Source organism: Pantoea sp. S18, from assembly GCF_045689705.1.
Lineage (GTDB): Bacteria > Pseudomonadota > Gammaproteobacteria > Enterobacterales > Enterobacteriaceae > Pantoea > Pantoea symbiotica.
On record NZ_CP142688.1, the window covers coordinates 1,674,612 to 1,693,251 of the forward strand.

The 18,640-nt window shown below is 55.0% G+C and carries 20 protein-coding genes; 18 read left to right on the forward strand and 2 right to left on the reverse strand.

All coding sequences use genetic code 11. The features are described 5' to 3' along the window. The first annotated feature begins 15 nt into the window (after positions 1-15). The 12 genes from plsX (at position 16) to ptsG (ending at position 11,468) form a co-directional block, all read left to right on the forward strand. Positions 16-1,056, forward strand: coding sequence for a phosphate acyltransferase PlsX (gene plsX, locus VIJ98_RS07725; protein WP_008103068.1), 1,041 nt, complete (start codon positions 16-18; stop codon positions 1,054-1,056). Beyond that, positions 1,057-2,010 carry a beta-ketoacyl-ACP synthase III gene (locus VIJ98_RS07730; protein ID WP_008103066.1) on the forward strand — a complete coding sequence of 318 codons (954 nt, stop codon included), beginning with the start codon at positions 1,057-1,059 and terminating at the stop codon, positions 2,008-2,010. A 16-nt stretch (positions 2,011-2,026) separates the two neighbouring features. Further along, entirely contained in the window at positions 2,027-2,959 is a 933-nt protein-coding gene (gene fabD, locus VIJ98_RS07735; protein ID WP_323273187.1) for an ACP S-malonyltransferase, read from the forward strand. Between the two features lie 10 nt (positions 2,960-2,969). Continuing rightward, positions 2,970-3,704 (forward strand): 3-oxoacyl-ACP reductase FabG, encoded by a 735-nt coding sequence (fabG, locus tag VIJ98_RS07740; protein WP_007885776.1) that lies wholly within the window; start codon positions 2,970-2,972, stop codon positions 3,702-3,704. 153 nt (positions 3,705-3,857) lie between these two features. Continuing rightward, positions 3,858-4,097: an acyl carrier protein gene (gene acpP, locus VIJ98_RS07745; protein ID WP_008103063.1), complete on the forward strand. Its 240-nt coding sequence runs from the start codon at positions 3,858-3,860 to the stop codon at positions 4,095-4,097. Positions 4,098-4,183: 86 nt separating this feature from the next. Then, a complete protein-coding gene (gene fabF, locus VIJ98_RS07750; protein WP_008103061.1) occupies positions 4,184-5,425 on the forward strand; it encodes a beta-ketoacyl-ACP synthase II in 1,242 nt (413 codons plus the stop codon). A gap of 76 nt (positions 5,426-5,501) precedes the next feature. After that, complete coding sequence (gene pabC / locus VIJ98_RS07755; protein ID WP_323273190.1) at positions 5,502-6,314, forward strand: aminodeoxychorismate lyase; 813 nt, start codon at positions 5,502-5,504, stop codon at positions 6,312-6,314. Further along, positions 6,311-7,330 carry an endolytic transglycosylase MltG gene (gene mltG, locus VIJ98_RS07760; RefSeq protein WP_323273192.1) on the forward strand — a complete coding sequence of 340 codons (1,020 nt, stop codon included), beginning with the start codon at positions 6,311-6,313 and terminating at the stop codon, positions 7,328-7,330. The genes pabC and mltG overlap by 4 nt, the downstream gene beginning before the upstream one ends. Further along, positions 7,320-7,955, forward strand: a complete 636-nt coding sequence (gene tmk / locus VIJ98_RS07765; protein WP_323273194.1) for a dTMP kinase — start codon at positions 7,320-7,322, stop codon at positions 7,953-7,955. The genes mltG and tmk overlap by 11 nt, the downstream gene beginning before the upstream one ends. After that, positions 7,952-8,941 carry a DNA polymerase III subunit delta' gene (holB, locus tag VIJ98_RS07770; protein WP_154152691.1) on the forward strand — a complete coding sequence of 330 codons (990 nt, stop codon included), beginning with the start codon at positions 7,952-7,954 and terminating at the stop codon, positions 8,939-8,941. Before tmk ends, holB begins: the two co-directional genes overlap by 4 nt. 16 nt (positions 8,942-8,957) lie before the next feature. Continuing rightward, complete coding sequence (locus tag VIJ98_RS07775) at positions 8,958-9,749, forward strand: metal-dependent hydrolase (protein ID WP_154181483.1); 792 nt, start codon at positions 8,958-8,960, stop codon at positions 9,747-9,749. Between the two features lie 285 nt (positions 9,750-10,034). After that, the gene (ptsG, locus tag VIJ98_RS07780; protein ID WP_008103049.1) at positions 10,035-11,468 is read left to right on the forward strand and encodes a PTS glucose transporter subunit IIBC; all 1,434 of its coding nucleotides are present in this window, start codon (positions 10,035-10,037) and stop codon (positions 11,466-11,468) included. 180 nt (positions 11,469-11,648) lie between these two features. On the opposite strand, the gene VIJ98_RS07785 is transcribed toward ptsG, so the two are convergent. Together VIJ98_RS07785 and VIJ98_RS07790 are read right to left on the reverse strand one after the other, a co-directional pair. Continuing rightward, positions 11,649-12,788, reverse strand: a complete 1,140-nt coding sequence (locus VIJ98_RS07785) for a glycoside hydrolase family 105 protein (RefSeq protein WP_258144937.1) — start codon at positions 12,786-12,788, stop codon at positions 11,649-11,651. Further along, entirely contained in the window at positions 12,785-14,389 is a 1,605-nt protein-coding gene (locus tag VIJ98_RS07790; RefSeq protein ID WP_323273199.1) for an MFS transporter, read from the reverse strand. Before VIJ98_RS07790 ends, VIJ98_RS07785 begins: the two co-directional genes overlap by 4 nt. Before the next feature lie 356 nt (positions 14,390-14,745). On the opposite strand from VIJ98_RS07790, the gene hinT reads away from it, so the two are divergent. The 6 genes from hinT to ycfP are packed head-to-tail and all read left to right on the forward strand — an operon-like array spanning position 14,746 to position 18,528. After that, positions 14,746-15,096, forward strand: coding sequence for a purine nucleoside phosphoramidase (gene hinT / locus VIJ98_RS07795; RefSeq protein ID WP_323273201.1), 351 nt, complete (start codon positions 14,746-14,748; stop codon positions 15,094-15,096). Between the two features lie 17 nt (positions 15,097-15,113). Further along, positions 15,114-15,479, forward strand: coding sequence for a YcfL family protein (locus VIJ98_RS07800; protein WP_008103043.1), 366 nt, complete (start codon positions 15,114-15,116; stop codon positions 15,477-15,479). Positions 15,480-15,489: 10 nt separating this feature from the next. Further along, complete coding sequence (gene lpoB, locus VIJ98_RS07805; RefSeq protein WP_008103041.1) at positions 15,490-16,086, forward strand: penicillin-binding protein activator LpoB; 597 nt, start codon at positions 15,490-15,492, stop codon at positions 16,084-16,086. Continuing rightward, positions 16,073-16,888 carry a thiamine kinase gene (gene thiK / locus VIJ98_RS07810; RefSeq protein ID WP_323273204.1) on the forward strand — a complete coding sequence of 272 codons (816 nt, stop codon included), beginning with the start codon at positions 16,073-16,075 and terminating at the stop codon, positions 16,886-16,888. The genes lpoB and thiK overlap by 14 nt, the downstream gene beginning before the upstream one ends. 15 nt (positions 16,889-16,903) lie before the next feature. Then, entirely contained in the window at positions 16,904-17,947 is a 1,044-nt protein-coding gene (gene nagZ / locus VIJ98_RS07815) for a beta-N-acetylhexosaminidase (protein WP_323273206.1), read from the forward strand. 38 nt (positions 17,948-17,985) lie between these two features. Further along, positions 17,986-18,528 (forward strand): alpha/beta hydrolase YcfP, encoded by a 543-nt coding sequence (ycfP, locus tag VIJ98_RS07820; RefSeq protein ID WP_323273208.1) that lies wholly within the window; start codon positions 17,986-17,988, stop codon positions 18,526-18,528. Positions 18,529-18,640: the final 112 nt, after the last annotated feature.

An 18,640-nucleotide genomic window follows, 5' to 3' on the forward strand; every position in this document is an offset into this window, starting at 1 on the left:
ACACAAGGCGATACCTTGACACGTTTGACCCTGGCAGTTGATGCCATGGGCGGGGACTTCGGTCCTTGCGTGACAGTGCCTGCAGCCTTGCAGGCACTGGCCTCTCATTCGGAGCTGGTTCTTCTTCTGGTCGGCGATCCCGACATCATCTCGTCATTTCTTGCCAAAGCGGATTCCTCGTTACAGAGGCGTGTGCAGGTTATTCCTGCCGAATCGGTTATTGCAAGTGATGCCAAACCTTCTCAGGCGATTCGTAACAGCCGCGGCAGTTCCATGCGTGTGGCGTTAGAATTGGTGAAAGAGGGGAAAGCACAAGCCTGTGTCAGTGCGGGAAATACCGGCGCGCTGATGGGACTGGCGAAAATGTTATTAAAGCCGCTGGATGGCATTGAGCGTCCGGCGTTGATGACGGTGTTGCCGCATCAGCAGCATGGCAAAACGGTGGTGCTTGATCTTGGCGCTAACGTGGAGTCTGACAGCGCCATGCTGGTGCAGTTTGCGATCATGGGCGCTGTAATGGCCGAAGAAGTGTTGGAGATCGCCCAGCCGCGTGTGGCGCTGCTGAATATTGGTCAGGAAGAGACCAAAGGATTAGAAACAATCCGCGCCGCATCTGCGGTGCTGCGAGCGTCACCGCAAATCAACTATATTGGATACCTTGAGGGGAACGATCTCCTCACCGGCAAGACGGATGTGCTGGTTTGTGATGGCTTCGTTGGTAACGTCACGTTGAAGACCATGGAAGGCGTGGTAAGAATGTTCCTCTCTCTGATCAAATCGTCAGAGGAAGGAAAAAAACGGGCCTGGTGGCTAACATTGTTGGGGCGCTGGATTCAAAAGCGTCTGGCAAAGCGTTTCGGCCATCTCAACCCCGACCAGTACAATGGCGCTTGTCTGTTAGGATTGCGCGGGACAGTGATCAAAAGCCACGGTGCGGCGAATCAACGTGCATTTGCCGTGGCGATAGAGCAGGCAGAGCAGACGGTGCGAAAGCAAGTCCCAGAGAGGATTGCTGCGCGCCTTGACACTGTATTAGCCAGGAGTGACAAAGCGTAGATGTTTACCAAAATTATCGGTACGGGCAGCTATTTGCCTGAGCAGATTCGCTCCAATGCGGATCTGGAAAAAATGGTCGAGACGACGGACGAGTGGATTGTCACCCGTACCGGCATCCGTGAGCGCCGTATTGCCGCTCCGGAAGAAACCGTTGCTACTATGGGCTTCACCGCAGCACAGCGCGCGCTGGAAATGGCGGGTGTGAATGCGAGCGACGTTGGCCTGATCATTGTGGCAACCACCTCTTCCAGCCATGCCTTCCCTAGTTCAGCGTGCATGATCCAGCAAATGCTGGAGATCAATGATTGCGCTGCCTTCGATTTGGCCGCTGCCTGTGCGGGCTTCACCTATGCACTGAGCGTTGCCGATCAATACATCAAAAATGGTGTGGTAAAACATGCGCTGGTGATCGGTGCAGACGTGCTGGCACGTACGCTCGATCCTAACGATCGTGGCACTATCATTCTGTTTGGTGATGGCGCGGGCGCGGTGGTACTGAGCCAGAGCGAAGAGCCAGGCATCCTTTCTACTCATCTGCACGCCGACGGCCGTTACAGCAAACTGCTGACGCTGCCGTATCAGGATCGTGCCCATCAGGATGAGCCTGCTTATCTGACGATGGCGGGCAATGAAGTCTTCAAAGTGGCCGTGACTGAACTGGCGCACATTGTTGATGAAACCCTGCAAGCCAACAATCTTGATCGTGAAATGCTCGACTGGCTGGTGCCGCATCAGGCGAACCTGCGCATTATTAGCGCAACCGCCAAAAAGCTCGGCATGGGCATGGATAAAGTTGTCGTCACGCTGGATCGTCACGGTAATACCTCTGCCGCGTCAGTGCCAAGTGCACTGGACGAAGCGGTACGCGATGGCCGTATCAAGCCGGGACAACTGATTCTGCTGGAAGCCTTTGGTGGTGGTTTCACCTGGGGTTCTGCGCTGGTTCGCTTTTGATTGACAGGAACGAAAGATGACGCAATTTGCTTATGTTTTCCCAGGACAGGGATCGCAGACCGTCGGCATGTTAGCCGAGCTGGCTGCTGAAAACCCGCAGGTTGAAGCCACTTTCCGTGAAGCTTCTGATGCGCTGGGTTATGACTTATGGCAGCTGGTCCAGCAGGGACCGGCTGAAGAATTGAATAAAACCTGGCAGACGCAGCCTGCGCTACTGGCGGCTTCTGTTGCTATTTATCGCGTATTGCAGAGCAAAAATGTGGTGCAACCAACCATGATGGCCGGTCACAGCCTCGGTGAATACTCGGCGCTGGTATGTGCCGGTGTACTGAATTTCGCTGACGCCATTAAACTGGTTGAGCTGCGCGGCAAACTGATGCAGGAAGCGGTACCGGAAGGTACTGGCGCTATGCAGGCGATTATCGGCCTGGATGACGCATCCATCCGTAAAGCCTGCGAAGAGAGCGCTCAAGGCCAGGTGGTTTCACCCGTTAACTTCAACTCGCCGGGCCAGGTGGTTATCGCTGGCAACAAAGAAGCGGTTGAGCGTGCGGGTGCAGCCTGTAAGGCTGCCGGTGCCAAACGTGCACTGCCGCTGCCAGTCAGCGTGCCATCACACTGTGCGTTGATGAAACCTGCGGCCGATAAATTGGCGGTGGCGCTCGAAGCGATCACCTTCAATGCACCTTCGGTACCAGTGGTAAATAACGTCGACGTGAAGTGTGAAACTGAAGCTGCTGCGATCCGTAGTGCGCTGGTCCGTCAGCTGTATAGCCCGGTGCGCTGGACTGAATCGGTCGAGTTTATTGCTGCGCAGGGCGTTGAACAGCTGCTGGAAGTCGGTCCAGGTAAAGTCCTGACCGGTCTGACCAAACGTATTGTGGATAGCCTGAGTGCTGCTGCGGTGAACGATACTGCTTCACTGAGTGCTGCACTTACACAGGAATAAGAGGAAAAACATGAGCTTTGAAGGTAAAGTAGCGCTGGTTACCGGTGCAAGCCGTGGAATCGGTCGCGCCATTGCGGAAACGCTGGCTGCGCGCGGTGCCAAAGTGGTGGGAACCGCCACCAGTGCAAGCGGTGCGGAAGCAATCAGTGCTTACCTCGGCGACAAGGGCAAAGGCCTGCTCCTGAACGTCACTGATGCCGCCTCAATTGAGAGCGTCCTCGAACAAGTTCGCGCCGAATTTGGCGAAGTGGACATTTTAGTCAATAATGCAGGCATTACGCGTGACAATCTGTTGATGCGCATGAAAGACGATGAGTGGGCGGATATCCTTGATACCAACCTGACATCTGTCTTCCGTCTTTCTAAGGCGGTTATGCGTGCCATGATGAAAAAACGCGTGGGCCGTATCATTACCATCGGTTCTGTAGTTGGAACCATGGGTAACGCGGGTCAGGCAAACTATGCGGCAGCAAAAGCAGGTTTGATTGGCTTTAGCAAATCACTGGCGCGAGAAATTGCGTCACGTGGCATTACTGTAAACGTCGTAGCTCCGGGCTTTATTGAGACGGACATGACGCGTGCACTGAACGAAGATCAACGTTCGGGTATTTTGGCAGAAGTTCCAGCAGGTCGTTTAGGTGACCCGCAGGAGATTGCCAATGCTGTTGCATTCTTAGCCTCTGACGAAGCAGCCTACATCACGGGTGAGACGCTTCATGTCAATGGCGGCATGTACATGGTCTGATAATCACGAAAACATTTGCTTTATCTGCGGCAAACACCGCAGAATAACGCAAAATCGTGGTTCGACCAGCCGGGATTTTGTTGCATCTTTTTCAACATTTTATACACTACGAAAACCATCGCGAAAGCGAGTTTTGATAGGAAATTAAATAGTATGAGCGATATCGAACAACGCGTTAAGAAAATCGTAGCTGAGCAGCTGGGTGTTAAAGAAGACGAAGTGATTAACACTGCTTCTTTCGTTGAAGACCTTGGTGCAGATTCTCTTGACACCGTTGAGCTGGTAATGGCTCTGGAAGAAGAGTTTGATACTGAAATTCCAGACGAAGAAGCTGAGAAAATCACTACCGTTCAGGCAGCGATCGACTACATCAATAGTCATAAACACGACTAATGAATATCTTCAGGCGGTCACCTCGACCGCCTGAGTTTTATGTATGCCCCACATAGCGTTATTTTTTCCCTCCCTGGAGGACGTGCGTGTCTAAGCGTCGTGTAGTTGTGACTGGTCTTGGCATGTTGTCTCCTGTCGGCAATACCGTAGAGTCTACCTGGAGTGCTCTCCTTGCCGGTCAGAGCGGCATTAGCCTGATCGACCATTTTGATACTAGTGCCTATGCAACGCGTTTTGCGGGCTTAGTAAGAGATTTTAATTGCGATGATTTCATCTCGCGCAAAGATCAACGCAAGATGGATGACTTCATCCAATACGGCATCGTTGCAGGCATTCAGGCTATGGCAGACTCCGGTCTGGTCGTAACCGATGAGAATGCTGGTCGCATTGGTGCGGCAATCGGTTCTGGTATTGGCGGACTGGGTTTAATCGAAGATAACCACAGCTCGCTGGTCAACGGTGGACCGCGCAAAATCAGCCCATTCTTCGTGCCTTCTACCATCGTCAATATGGTTGCAGGTCACCTCACCATCATGTACGGCCTGAAAGGTCCAAGCATCTCTATCGCAACTGCCTGTACGTCCGGTGTGCACAACATTGGTCATGCGGCGCGTATCATTGCGTATAACGATGCTGATGTGATGTTGGCCGGTGGTGCGGAGAAAGCCAGTACGCCATTAGGTGTCGGTGGTTTCGGTGCTGCTCGTGCGCTCTCCACGCGTAATGACAATCCTCAGGCGGCAAGCCGTCCGTGGGATAAAGATCGTGACGGTTTCGTGTTGGGTGACGGTGCTGGCATTATCGTACTGGAAGAGTACGAACACGCGAAGAAACGTGGTGCGAAGATTTATGCTGAGATCATTGGTTTCGGCATGAGCAGCGATGCTTACCACATGACGTCACCTCCGGAAGACGGTTCAGGTGCAGCAGCAGCGATGGTTAACGCGCTGCGTGACGCGCAGCTGAACGCTGAGCAGATTGGTTATGTCAACGCGCACGGCACCTCGACGCCAGCCGGTGACAAAGCGGAAGCGCAGGCGGTGAAATCGGTGTTTGGTGCGGCGGCTCACAGTGTGATGGTCAGCTCCACCAAGTCGATGACTGGCCACCTGTTGGGCGCTGCGGGCGCGGTAGAAGCGATTTATTCGATTCTGGCGCTGCGCGACCAGGCGATTCCACCGACCATCAACCTCGACAATCCTGACGAAGGTTGCGATCTGGATTTCGTGCCGCATACGGCGCGCCAGGTCAGCGGACTGGAGTACACCTTGTGTAACTCCTTTGGATTTGGCGGCACTAACGGCTCGCTGATCTTCCGCAAGGTTTAATCGCTCCTCAGCCATACAGAGGCCCGCATTGCGGGCCTTTTTTATATTTTCTACCGGGCTAATCAAGGCGGCCAACATGTGGATAAACGGCATACCGCAAACCGAGCTTTCAGCACGCGATCGCGCAGTGCAATTTGGTGATGGCTGTTTTACCACTGCTGCAGTGATCAACGGCCATATTGTTATGCTGGATGCGCATCTGCAGCGGCTGAAAGAGGGCTGCGCACGGTTATTGATGGATGCACCTGATCTAGTTCAACTCGCCGCAGAAATGCATCACGCCGCTGCGCAACAAACGCAGGCAGTGCTCAAGGTGATTTTGACGCCAGGCGCAGGAGGACGCGGATACAGTCGCGCAGGCTGCCATTCACCGACGCGCATCCTTTCACTTTCGCCGTGGCCACAGCATTACGCCACGCTGCAACAGCAGGGCGCTGTGCTGCACACCAGCCCAATACGACTGGCACGCAATCCATTGCTGGCCGGCGTAAAGCACCTGAATCGCCTTGAACAGGTGCTGATTCGCCAGCATCTTGACCAGACGGGCGGCGACGAGGCGCTGGTGCTTGACACTAACGGGACGGTGGTGGAATGCTGTGCGGCCAATTTATTCTGGCGCAAAGGCAACCACGTCTTTACACCTAAGCTTGGGCAGGCTGGCGTGGATGGTATTATGCGTCGTTATCTGATGGCGCAGATGGTCGCGAATGGCCAGACTTGTCAGCTAATTGATGGCAGCAGGGACGACGTTTTGAACGCTGATGAAGTGGTGATATGCAACGCCCTGATGCCCGTTTTACCCGTGCGACAAATTGACGACGTTTCGTTTAGCGCACGCTCGCTGTATCAGCAACTGCGCGCCAGTTGCCCGACGATGGAAGCATCATGACTCGAATGAAGAAAATTCTCGCAGGCGTTGTGGTAGTCGCAGGAATCGCCGCCGCCTTTAGCTATTGGCAGATTGAACGTTTAGCCGATACGCCTTTAACACTGCAGCAGGAAACCATTTACACCTTGCCGGCTGGCAGCGGTCGCGTGGTACTGGAAGCGCAATTGGAAAGCCAGCACATCATTCCGCAAAGCATCTGGTTTGGCCCGTTACTGAAGCTTGAACCGGAACTGGCGCGTTTTAAGGCCGGTACCTATCGTCTGGAAACAGGCATGACGGTGCGTCAGTTGTTGCAATTGCTGGCAAGCGGTAAAGAAGCGCAATTCCCGGTGCGTTTTATTGAAGGTTCTCGTCTTACCGAGTGGTTAGCCGAGTTGCGTAAAGCGCCATACCTGAAACACACGCTGACCGACGATCAATTTGCCAGCGTTGCCGCTGCGCTCAAACTCGACGTGAGCCAACTGGAAGGCAGCTTCTATCCTGATACGTATCTCTACACCGCCAATACCAGCGATGTGGCGCTGCTGGAACGTGCCCACGCGCGCATGAATAAGCTGGTCGATGAGATTTGGCAGGGACGCATGGAGAATCTGCCTTACAAGAAAGAGCAGGACATGGTCACCATGGCATCGATCATTGAGAAAGAGACTGGCGTGAGCGAAGAGCGCGCGCGCGTGGCGTCGGTGTTTATCAATCGCCTGCGTACCGGGATGAAACTGCAAACCGATCCCACGGTGATTTACGGTATGGGCGACAGCTACACCGGCACGCTAACGCGTAAAAATCTGGAAACACCAACCGACTACAACACCTACACCATTAGCGGTTTGCCGCCGGGTCCGATTGCGATGCCGGGCCGTGCTTCACTGGAAGCGGCTGCGCATCCGGAAAAAACCAATTACCTCTATTTTGTCGCGGACGGCAAAGGTGGGCACACCTTTACCACCAATCTGGCCAGCCACAATAAAGCGGTGCAGGTTTACCGGCTGGCAATGAAGGAAAAAAATGAAAAGTAAGTTTATCGTCATTGAAGGCCTGGAAGGTGCAGGCAAAACCACCGCGCGTGATGCGCTGGTTGCCGTGCTGCATGAGCACGGCATTCATGATGTCGTCTTCACGCGCGAGCCGGGCGGTACGCCGCTGGCAGAACAACTGCGTGTGTTGGTCAAGCAGGGCATTGATGGCGAGCAGGTGACCGATAAAGCCGAGCTGCTGATGCTGTACGCGGCACGCGTGCAGCTGGTAGAGAACGTGATCAAACCGGCGCTGGCACGCGGTGCCTGGGTGGTCGGCGATCGTCACGATCTCTCCTCACAAGCTTATCAGGGCGGCGGACGAGGTCTGGATGCACAGCTAATGACCACGCTGCGCGATGCGGTGCTGGGCGATTTCCGTCCCGATCTCACACTCTATCTCGACGTAACGCCAGAAATTGGCCTGCAACGCGCCCGCGCACGTGGCGAGTTGGATCGTATTGAGCAAGAGTCGTTGCGATTCTTCGAGCGCACACGTGAACGCTATCTGGCTTTGGCCGCTCAGGATCCCTCAATTCTAACTATTGATGCGACGCAAAATATTGCAGACGTGACATCGTCACTTCAAGGCACCTTGCGTAGCTGGCTGGCAGGCCAATCCGCATGAATTGGTATCCGTGGCTTAATCAGCCTTATCGACAAATTATCGCCCGCCATCAAAGCGGCCAGGCGCATCACGCCTTGCTGGTGCAGGCCATTGAAGGCATGGGTGACGATGCGTTGATCTGGGGCGTAAGCCGTTGGTTGATGTGTTTGCAGCCGGAAGGATTGAAGAGCTGTGGCCACTGCCACGGCTGCCAGTTAATGCAGGCGCATACGCATCCCGATTGGTATCGCCTGGAAGCCGAAAAGGGGAAATCCTCGCTTGGTATTGATGCGGTGCGCGACGTCACTGAAAAGCTGTATCACTTCGCGCAGCAGGGCGGCGCAAAGATCGTTTGGTTGCCCGATGCCGCGCAGCTGACAGAAGCCGCCGCCAACGCATTACTGAAAACGCTGGAAGAGCCGCCGGCGAATTGCTGGTTTTTCCTCAGCGTGCGCGAACCTTCGCGGCTGCTGGCGACGCTGCGCAGTCGCTGCATGACGTGGCATCTGTCGCCGCCGGAAGAGGCGCATAGCCTGCAATGGCTGCAGAAACAGCAACCGCAGCCGGAAGAGAAGCTGCGCGCCGCCTTACGTTTGAGTAATGGCGCACCCGCCGCCGCCTTGACGCTGTTGCAGCCCGAGCGCTGGCAGGCGCGTGAAACGCTGTGCGAAACGCTGATCAAAGCGCTTAACGGTGATGTACTGCAGCTATTACCCGCGCTGAACAGCGAAGATGTGGCCGAACGCCTCAGCTGGCTGATTTCGCTGCTGGTGGATGCGATGAAAGTGCAGCAGGGCGCCAGTCAGTGGCTGAGCAACGGCGATCGTCCGGATGTGGTCACGCAGTTGGCGCAAAGAATGAATAGTAGTGCGCTCAACAGCAGCGCGCAGCAATGGATGCAGTGCCGCGAACAGCTGTTACATGTCGCCGCGCTCAACCGTGAATTAATGTTGACCGATCGTTTACTCGCCTGGGGACGTTTACTGACTCCGGCAACGGTCGGCTAAGCGAAAAGAGAGCTCTATGTTTATTGTCGATTCCCACTGCCATCTCGATGGCCTCGATTATGAAAAACACCATCGCGATCTGGATGATGTCATCGCCAAAGCGGCGGCGCGTGATGTGAAGTTTATGCTGGCAATTGCCACCACCTTGCCGGATTACTACAAAATCAAACAGCTGGTAGGCGATCGTGAAAACGTCGCGCTGGCTTGTGGCGTGCATCCGCTCAACCAGGAAGCGCCTTATGACGTCGAAGAGTTCCGCCGTCTGGCCGCCGAGGATCGCGTGGTAGCGCTGGGTGAAACCGGGCTGGATTACTTCTATCAGCAGGAAACCAAAGCGCAGCAGCAAGCCTCGTTTCGTGAGCACATTCGTACCGGTATCGCACTGAATAAACCGATCATTGTGCACACGCGTGATGCGCGTGAAGACACGTTGGCGATTCTGCGCGAAGAGCAGGTGGAGAAGTGCGGCGGCGTGCTGCACTGTTTTACCGAAGATAAAGAAACCGCAGCCAAACTGCTGGATCTCGGTTTCTATATCTCCTTCTCCGGCATTCTGACTTTCCGCAACGCCGAACAGATCCGCGATGCGGCGCGCTATGTGCCGCTTGATCGCATGCTGGTAGAAACCGATTCGCCGTATCTGGCGCCGGTACCGCACCGTGGTAAAGAAAATCAGCCGGCGTTTACGCGTGATGTTGCAGATTACATGGCGGTATTAAAAGGCGTGGATATCGAAACCCTCGCCGCTGCCACCACAGAAAACTTCTCCCGCCTGTTCCACATCCCGATGAGTCGTCTCGGCGGCTAACCGCTTTATTTCAAACGCTGTAATTAATCAAAAATCACCCAACTGCACTGCGTCTGACTGGACGCAGGCAGTGATTTTTTGCTGTTTATTAGCGCAAGTCAGTCAGAAATGACTGAAAGGAAGGGGCCGCTCTTAGCGAAATGTGATGGCCGTCAATTTAACAATTAGCGATTTATTTTACTCTTCGTAATAAATCAAAAGACGCTCAGCGTCACCCCGGCGAAGGATCCTCCCCCTAAGCCATGCGCACTGCGCAAAAAATTGCACTCATACTCAGGAGTTTCTATGTTCAAGAACGCATTTGCGAACCTGCAGAAAGTAGGTAAATCGCTGATGTTGCCGGTATCGGTACTGCCGATTGCCGGTATTTTGTTAGGTGTTGGTTCAGCAAACTTCAGCTGGCTGCCGGAAGTGGTTTCCCACGTCATGGCCGAAGCGGGTGGTTCGGTATTTGCCAATATGCCGCTGATCTTTGCGATCGGTGTGGCACTTGGCTTTACCAATAACGACGGCGTGTCCGCGCTGGCGGCCGTGGTTGCCTACGGCATCATGGTGAAAACCATGGCGGTGGTTGCACCACTGGTACTGCATATGCCTGCCGGAGAAATCGAGGCCAAGCATCTGGCCGACACCGGTGTGCTCGGCGGGATCATCGCCGGTTCCATTGCGGCGTATATGTTTAACCGCTTCTACCGCATCAAACTGCCTGAGTATCTCGGCTTCTTTGCCGGCAAGCGCTTTGTGCCGATCATCTCCGGTCTGGCCGCGATTTTCACCGGTGTAGTGCTGTCATTCATTTGGCCGCCAATCGGTACCGCGATTCAGGACTTCTCACAGTGGGCAGCGTACCAAAACCCAGTCGTCGCCTTTGGCCTTTACGGTCTGATTGAGCGTTCACTGGTGCCGTTTGGTCTGCACCATATCTGGAACGTACCTTTCCAGATGCAGATTGGTGAATTCACCAATGCCGCAGGTCAGGTGTTCCACGGTGATATTCCACGTTACATGGCGGGCGACCCAACGGCAGGCAAACTGTCAGGCGGCTTCCTGTTCAAAATGTACGGTCTGCCAGCAGCAGCGATTGCGATTTGGCATACCGCTAAACCAGAAAACCGCGCCAAAGTGGGCGGCATCATGATCTCAGCCGCGCTGACCTCGTTCCTGACCGGTATTACCGAGCCAATCGAGTTCGCTTTCATGTTCGTGGCGCCGATTCTGTATGTGATCCACGCAATTCTGGCGGGCCTGGCCTTCCCAATCTGTATCCTGCTGGGTATGCGTGATGGCACCAGCTTCTCACACGGTCTGATCGACTTTATCGTGCTGAGCGGTAACAGCAGCAAAATCTGGCTGTTCCCGATTGTGGGTATCATCTACGGCCTGATTTACTACACCGTATTCCGTTTCCTGATTGTGAAACTGAATCTGAAAACCCCTGGCCGTGAGGACACCGCGATGGAGCAGAGCAGCGCAACTGGCAGCGAAATGGCTGGCAAACTGGTTACCGCGTTTGGTGGTAAAGAGAACATCACTAACCTTGATGCCTGTATCACGCGTCTGCGTGTGAGCGTGGCAGATGTCGGCAAGGTTGATCAGGCTGAACTGAAAAGCCTTGGCGCACGTGGTGTGGTGGTAGCAGGTTCAGGCGTTCAGGCGATCTTCGGCACCAAGTCCGATAACCTGAAAACTGAAATGGATGACTATATCCGCAGCATGTAACGAGAAAGGGCAGGCAGAGCCGGTGCGATGAAGCGGCGCCAGATCGTAAAGACGCCATAAACCATCCCTGGGGCTCGGCCCAAGCCATCCCTGGCTTGGGACGCTTTACTCCTCTGCCGCCGCTTCATCGCACTTCACTTTCGGTGCGTAAAAATGCCCTCAAATGAGGGCATTTTTTATTTATAAATAAACCCGCAAATACTCCGTCAAACACAGCAGCGCCATCGCCTGACCATACGGCATCGAGGTGAGCGGTATCTGGCGGTAATACTCCAGATCGCTGCCCATAGCCGTACCAAACGACACCTGCTTCAGTTCCCCATCCTCATCGATATTACCGATCACGCCACGCAATGCTTTCTCCGCCAGCGGCAAATATTCGGGCGAAAGGTAGTGTTTGCGCACCGCTTTAAGAATGCCATAGGCGAAACCAGCGGTGGCGGAGGCTTCAGGATAGCTGTTGGGATCGTCGAGCAAGGTGTGCCACAAACCGCTGCTGTGCTGACAGGTGCTCAGCGCCTTCACCTGGCTCTCCAGCACCTGCTGCAGGAAACGTCGCGTGGCATGCTGTTCCGGCCAGTTCATCATCTCGAGGAAATCAGGAATAACGATAGTCAGCCAGCTATTGCCGCGCGCCCAGCGCGCGTTGGCAAAATTGTGCCGCCCATCAAACGTCCAGCCGTGGAACCACAAACCGGTTTGGCGATCCATCAAATATTGGGTATGAATCAGGAACTGATAGCTGGCTTCTTCGACAAACTCCGGACGTTCCAGCAACTGACCAATCTTCGCCAGCGCCATCACGCTCATCATCAGGGTGTCATCCCACAGCTGCTGAGTGTTTTCGTTGTTGTAAACGATGTGCTGCAAGCCGCCTTGCTCGGTACGCGGCATCTCATACATCACCCATTCGGCCCAACGCTCCAGCACCGGCCGCCATGCGGCATTTCGCGTCTCTTCATAGCGATACGCCAGCGTCAGGAACGGACAAACGGTATTGACGTTCTTGGTTGGCGTACCTTCCGCCAGTCGCGTACTGAACCAGTCATCGATAATCTTCAGCGTCTCTTGATCGCCGGTTTGCTGATAGTAGTGCAGCATGCCGTACAGGCCGATGCCGTGTGTCCATTCCCAACCGGCCCAGCCTTTGGTATCGATCACGCGGCCATCATCGAGGCGCAGTAAAAACTCGCCGCTGTGATCGGTAATATTCACCAGATTATGGGTTAGCCGCTGAATCAACTGCACCAGCTCAGTACGCGGCAACAGATATTCAGGCTGGCGCAGTAACGCGCTGTGCTTCACAGGAAATACAGTCATGGTTCATTCCTATCGTTAATCAGGGTAGAGAGAGAAGGTAAAGATCGTGGCTGAGTGAGCAGCGGCGGTGCGGCAGGCTTATGACGGTTGAGATACCCGACGTTGTTATTGCCCCACAGATTTTCATACGGCATACCCGCCAGCATTTCGACCACTTCACGCGCTTGCGGCGTAATGCGTTCTGGCACCACGCATCCGGCTTCGCGCATTTTCAATGTCTCTTCGCGCAACACCGTGTGGGTTTGCAGGTTGAGTTTGAAGCGCAGTGAAATAATGAAGCCGCAGGCCAGCACGCAAAGTGTGCCCACGCTGAGGATCGCCAGAATGGTATGGCCGACAGCCGGGACTTGTGTGGCCTTGCCGGAAGAGAAGCCCGCCAGCTGCAACACGATACCGACGAACATCACCGCACCTGCTTGTGAGGCTTTGCGCGTCAGCGTCATGATGCCGGCAAAAATGCCTTCGCGACGTTGACCGGTAATCACTTCATCGACGTCAGCGATGTAGGTGTAAGTATTCCACGGCACATAGTTGATGCCACCGCGACCAAGACCAGCAAGGCCAGAAATCAGTACCAACAGGGCGAAGTTGTCGTTCATGCCGGTGTACCACAATCCGGCGTAGGAAAGGGCGCTCAGACCAAACAGCACCACCACCATACGATACGCAGGCGCAGGTCCAAGGCGGATACACAGCGGAATCATCGCCATCACCGCAATAAACTGCATCACCGCCATGGTGCCCATCAGATTGGAGGCGATCTGCGCGCTTTGCATCAGCACAAACACCACATACCAGGTAAACACCGCGTTAAACACGTCCTGCGCGATATAGCCGCCGAGATACATACCCAGATGCTGGCGGAAAATACGAATGCGCAGCGTCGAGGCCAGCTCGGTGTAGAGGCGTTTCAGGCTCTGCAGCAAGGTTAGCTGTGATTTTTCCTGCTCTGCGCGGCGTGATTCGGCAGAGAAATCGTTGGGATCGCGCTCCCAGGTAAACAGCCACACCAGCGTTAACACCAGCGCACAAATCACCGAGAACACCAGACTGGCGTAGAAGAAGGAGATCGGATTATCTTTGCCAAACCAGCCAATCAGCACGCCCGGCAGGAACGCCGCCAGAATAGCCGACAGCTGCGCCAACCCAATACGCGCGCCAGAGAAGCGGGTTTTCTGTTTGAAATCATCGGTCATCTCCGGCACCAGCGTTTCGTAGGGCACCAGAATCATGGTGTAGACCATATCGAACAGCAGATAAGTCAGCAGATACCACCAGAAACTCATGTCGCCAACCCACATCAGGCTGTAGCTGAACACGCACGGGATGCCGAGCAGAATGAAGAATTTGCGGCGGCCAAAGCGCTTGCCGAGCCAGGTCGAACCAAAGTTATCGGTCAGGAAACCCATCAGCGGGCTCACTACCGCATCCAGCACGCGAGCGGCAGCAAAAATAAAGGTCGCCTGAATCGGCGAGAGCCCACAAAAGGTGGTGTAAAAGTAGAGCAGCCAGGCGGCGGTTAACGCCGTGGTGCCTGCACCGAGGAAATCCCCGGACCCATAGGCCAGATAATGGCCCAGGCCAATCTTACGAGAGCGCATGGCAGGTTCTCCTTGAATTAGTCGGTAAACACATCCCTCATCACTCCGTACAACTTGCTCGGATTGGATTGAAAGTAGAGCGGCTTAAGCGGGCAAACCTTCGTGATTTCGCAATGACTTTCTGGTGAGTGGCAAAATCACAAAGAAAATGGCGTGATATCTCTAATTTATAAAACAGCGTTTCATTTTTGTGGTTAATGAGATGTTAGAAATGCGAGTTGTAGCACAATGCGTGGCGAAGGGAGAAAACGGCTTAAAGGCAGTCATTTAATACAGGAAATGTGGTCCTGAGGTTGAAAGAAATGGAATTCCTCACGCATACTGCCTGACTGAACTCAGGCTTAAGGAAATGCACCATGGCTGAAGAAACCATTTTCAGTAAAATCATCCGTCGCGAGATCCCCGCCGACGTGGTTTATCAGGACGAACTGGTCACCGCCTTCCGTGATATCGCGCCCAAAGCGCCCACCCATATTCTGATCATCCCCAACGTATTGATTCCCACCGCCAACGATGTGCAGGCCGCACACGAGCAGGCGCTGGGCCGGATGTTCACCGTGGCCGCCAAAATTGCCCGTGATGAAGGCATTGCCGAAGATGGCTATCGTCTGATCATGAACTGCAACAGTCATGGCGGTCAGGAGGTTTATCACATCCATATGCATTTGGTCGGCGGTCAGCCGCTGGGCCCAATGCTGGCCATCTAACTCAGGCGGACAAATTGATGCGTCAATGGCTGAGTGGCTTGCTGTTGCTGACCCTTGCAGGTTGCAGCAGCGATAAGCCGATGATTAATACCTCGCAGTCGCTGGTAATGGAATCGTCTGTATTATCCGCGGGCATTATTACCGATGATCCGAAACTGACCGAACAAGATGGTCAGCAGCGTGCCATGAGCGTGTTGTATAACCAGCGGGAAACGCCGGTGAAAGTGCACTATCGTTTCTATTGGTACGACGACAAAGGATTGGAAATCACGCCGGAAGAGCCGGCGCAGAGCCAAATCGTCCCGGCGCACGGCAGCGTAGAAGTGGCCTCACAAATGGGCAATCCGACCGCCAGTAAGGTGCGTCTCTATCTTTATCTTTGAGGAGTAAGCTGTGATTCGCAGTGTAAAACGTTCGGGCGCGTTGTTATTTGCGCTAATGCTCACCGGTTGTGTGGTGAAACAACAGACGCCAGCGCCGGTAGAACCCACGCAGCCGACTACGCCAACTCAGCCGGTAGAACCGACACCGCAGCCGGTGCCGCCGCCAGAAACCGTGCCGCAGCCACCGAAGTTGAAAACCATTAACTGGGATGCCAGCGTCCAGCCGTTGGTCGGCAAGATGGTGCAATCTTCAGGCGTGAATCCTGGCAGCGTATTGCTGGTGGATCGCATTAAGAACAGCACCAACGGCGCGCTGCAAACCGACAAAGCCACCGATGCGATTCAGAATGCGCTGGCCAACAACGGTAAGTTCACGCTGATCACACCCGAACAGCTGGCGCAGGCGAAGCAGACGCTGGGCTTATCGCCGGATGACAGTCTCAACTCGCGCAGTAAAGCGATTGGTCTGGCGCGCAACGTTAACGCGCAGTATGTGCTTTACAGCAATGCGCAGGGCGATGTGAAAGCACCTACGCTGCAAATGCAGCTGATGCTGGTACAAACCGGTGAAATCATCTGGTCAGGAAACGGTGTTGCTCAACCCTGATCCGCAGCTGCAAAACATGCTTCAGCAACAATGGCCGACGGCGCAAGCTGCCGGTCATTTTTTCGCGCTGCCGGGACTGAGCGGGCAAAGCGTGCGCGTGCAGACGCCACAGGGCGCGTTGCTGGCAAGACGTGCGCCGCCGCAGCCGATTCCGTTTGTCGATCGCCAGCGCGAATACCGCATCCTGCGGCAGCTCAGATATGCACAGCTCGGGCCGCAGCCGCTGGCATGGCGCGATCCCTGGCTGCTGCAAAGCTGGTTGCCGGGCGAGGTGCTCATCTCCGCTCAGTTTAACGCGCAGCGGGAGGCGATTGTGGCGCTGCTGCAGTGCCTGCATCAACAGCCGCTCACCGGCTACCGTTTACGATTAGCGCCGCTGCTGCAGCGCTATTGGCAACTTTGCCAGCAGCGTCACTGGCGCTGGCAACGTCGTCTGCAACGCTTATTACAGCAGGGCGAACCGCAGCCGCTGCGCCTGGCACCGCTGCATATGGATGTCCACGCCGGCAACCTGATTGCCACGCCTGCCGGTTTGCGCCTGATCGACTGGGAATATGCCGCCGATGGCGACGTGGCGCTGGAGCTAGCGGCGGTTTGTGCGGTTGATGGCGATACGCGTTCAGCGTGGATTGCCGAGTACGCCGCGCGCGCGAAGTTGGATGAGCATGAACTGGCGCGGCAGATGCAGCGCTGGCAGCCGTGGCTGCAACTGCTGATGGCCAGCTGGTATCAGTTGCGCGCCGAGCAGAGCCAGGATGACACCTTACAACAGCTGGCGCAGGCCAGCTGGAACGACCTTTAACGTAGGATTTTAATCATGACCATGAATACGCCTGGACCGCTGATGCTCGACGTCGAAAGCTATGAGCTGGACGCCGAAGAACGCGAAATTCTGCAGCATCCGCTGGTAGGCGGACTGATTCTGTTTGTCCGCAACTTCCACGATGTCGACCAACTGGCAGAGCTAGTGCGCCAGATTCGCGCCGCGTCGCGCCATCGTCTGGTGGTCGCGGTGGATCAGGAAGGCGGGCGCGTGCAGCGTTTCCGCGACGGCTTCACGCAGCTGCCGGCCATGCAATCCTTCGCCGCGCTGCACGATCTCAACAGTGCCGGTGAACTGGCGCAGCAGGCGGGCTGGCAGATGGCATCGGAAATGATCGCCATGGACATCGACATCAGTTTCGCGCCGGTGCTCGACATTGGTCATATCAGCGCGGCGATTGGCGACCGTTCGTTCCATGAAGATCCGGCCATCGCCCTGCAAGTCGCGCGTCGCTTCATCAACGGCATGCATGAAGCTGGCATGAAAACCACCGGCAAACACTTCCCCGGTCACGGTGCGGTCAGCGCGGATTCGCACAAAGAGACGCCGCGCGACAATCGCGATGCCGCCACGCTGCGTCAACATGACATGGCGATCTTTAAGCAGTTGATCGATGAGCAACTGCTCGATGCGGTGATGCCGGCGCACGTTATCTATACTGAGGTGGATCCGTTGCCCGCCAGCGGTTCACCGTACTGGCTGCAAACCGTGTTGCGCAAAGAGCTCAGCTTCAACGGCGTGATTTTCTCCGACGATTTGTCGATGGAAGGTGCCGCCGTGATGGGCAGCTACGCCGAACGCGCACAGCAGTCGCTGAATGCCGGTTGCGATATGATCCTGGTGTGCAATCAGCGCGCGGGCGCGGTGAGCGTGCTGGATAACTTGACGCCGATCGGTGCAGAGCGCGTGACGCAGTTATACCATCAAGGACGTTTTACCCGTCAAAGCTTGCTGGCAAGCGAACGCTGGCGGCAAAATCAGCGTCAGCTCAGCGCATTGCAAGAGCGCTGGTTGGCGCATAAAGCTTCGGGCAGATAAGCCGCGCTGCCCGGATTTATTCCACGCTGAGGAAAATCATGATCATCTATCTGCACGGTTTTGATTCCAACAGTCCGGGCAACCATGAAAAGGTGCTGCAGCTGCAGTTTATTGACCCGGACGTCAGATTAGTCAGCTACAGCACTCGCCATCCCAAACACGACATGCAGTTTCTGCTGAAAGAGTGCGACAAGCTGCTGCAACAAGGCGACGATGCGCATCCGCTGATTTGCGGGGTTGGGCTGGGCGGTTATTGGGCAGAGCGCATTGGCTTCCTGTGTGGCATGCGTCAGGTGATCTTTAATCCCAATCTGTTCCCGTTTGAGAACATGGAAGGCAAAATCGATCGCCCGGAAGAGTATCTCGATATTGCTACCAAGTGCGTGAATGATTTCCGCGAGAAGAATCGCGATAAGTGTCTGGCGATTTTGTCTCGTCAGGATGAAGCGCTGGATAATCAGCGCAGCGCGGCGTATCTGCAGCCGTTCTATGAAATCATCTGGGATGACGTAGCCAGCCACAAATTCAAGAACATCGCGCCGCATTTACAGCGCATTAAAGCCTTCAAACTCCTCCCCTGATCGTCGGTGCGCCGTGTGACGCGGCGCATAAAATGTGTAACATTCTGATAATGCTGCTGAAAGATTGATGTACATCAATTTTCTTATGTGATGTCTTTGACGCCGTGATATT

Bases quoted from the DNA above. Each gene is read 5' to 3' on its own strand.
- acpP (WP_008103063.1), top strand. From the start codon at position 3,858: ATGAGCGATATCGAACAACGCGTTAAGAAAATCGTAGCTGAGCAGCTG.
- fabD (WP_323273187.1), top strand. From the start codon at position 2,027: ATGACGCAATTTGCTTATGTTTTCCCAGGACAGGGATCGCAGACCGTC.
- VIJ98_RS07800 (WP_008103043.1), top strand. From the start codon at position 15,114: ATGCGTCAATGGCTGAGTGGCTTGCTGTTGCTGACCCTTGCAGGTTGC.
- VIJ98_RS07790 (WP_323273199.1), bottom strand. From the start codon at position 14,389: ATGCGCTCTCGTAAGATTGGCCTGGGCCATTATCTGGCCTATGGGTCC.
- hinT (WP_323273201.1), top strand. From the start codon at position 14,746: ATGGCTGAAGAAACCATTTTCAGTAAAATCATCCGTCGCGAGATCCCC.
- nagZ (WP_323273206.1), top strand. From the start codon at position 16,904: ATGACCATGAATACGCCTGGACCGCTGATGCTCGACGTCGAAAGCTAT.
- pabC (WP_323273190.1), top strand. From the start codon at position 5,502: ATGTGGATAAACGGCATACCGCAAACCGAGCTTTCAGCACGCGATCGC.
- mltG (WP_323273192.1), top strand. From the start codon at position 6,311: ATGACTCGAATGAAGAAAATTCTCGCAGGCGTTGTGGTAGTCGCAGGA.
- VIJ98_RS07730 (WP_008103066.1), top strand. From the start codon at position 1,057: ATGTTTACCAAAATTATCGGTACGGGCAGCTATTTGCCTGAGCAGATT.
- VIJ98_RS07775 (WP_154181483.1), top strand. From the start codon at position 8,958: ATGTTTATTGTCGATTCCCACTGCCATCTCGATGGCCTCGATTATGAA.
- tmk (WP_323273194.1), top strand. From the start codon at position 7,320: ATGAAAAGTAAGTTTATCGTCATTGAAGGCCTGGAAGGTGCAGGCAAA.
- ycfP (WP_323273208.1), top strand. From the start codon at position 17,986: ATGATCATCTATCTGCACGGTTTTGATTCCAACAGTCCGGGCAACCAT.
- VIJ98_RS07785 (WP_258144937.1), bottom strand. From the start codon at position 12,788: ATGACTGTATTTCCTGTGAAGCACAGCGCGTTACTGCGCCAGCCTGAA.
- ptsG (WP_008103049.1), top strand. From the start codon at position 10,035: ATGTTCAAGAACGCATTTGCGAACCTGCAGAAAGTAGGTAAATCGCTG.
- fabG (WP_007885776.1), top strand. From the start codon at position 2,970: ATGAGCTTTGAAGGTAAAGTAGCGCTGGTTACCGGTGCAAGCCGTGGA.
- holB (WP_154152691.1), top strand. From the start codon at position 7,952: ATGAATTGGTATCCGTGGCTTAATCAGCCTTATCGACAAATTATCGCC.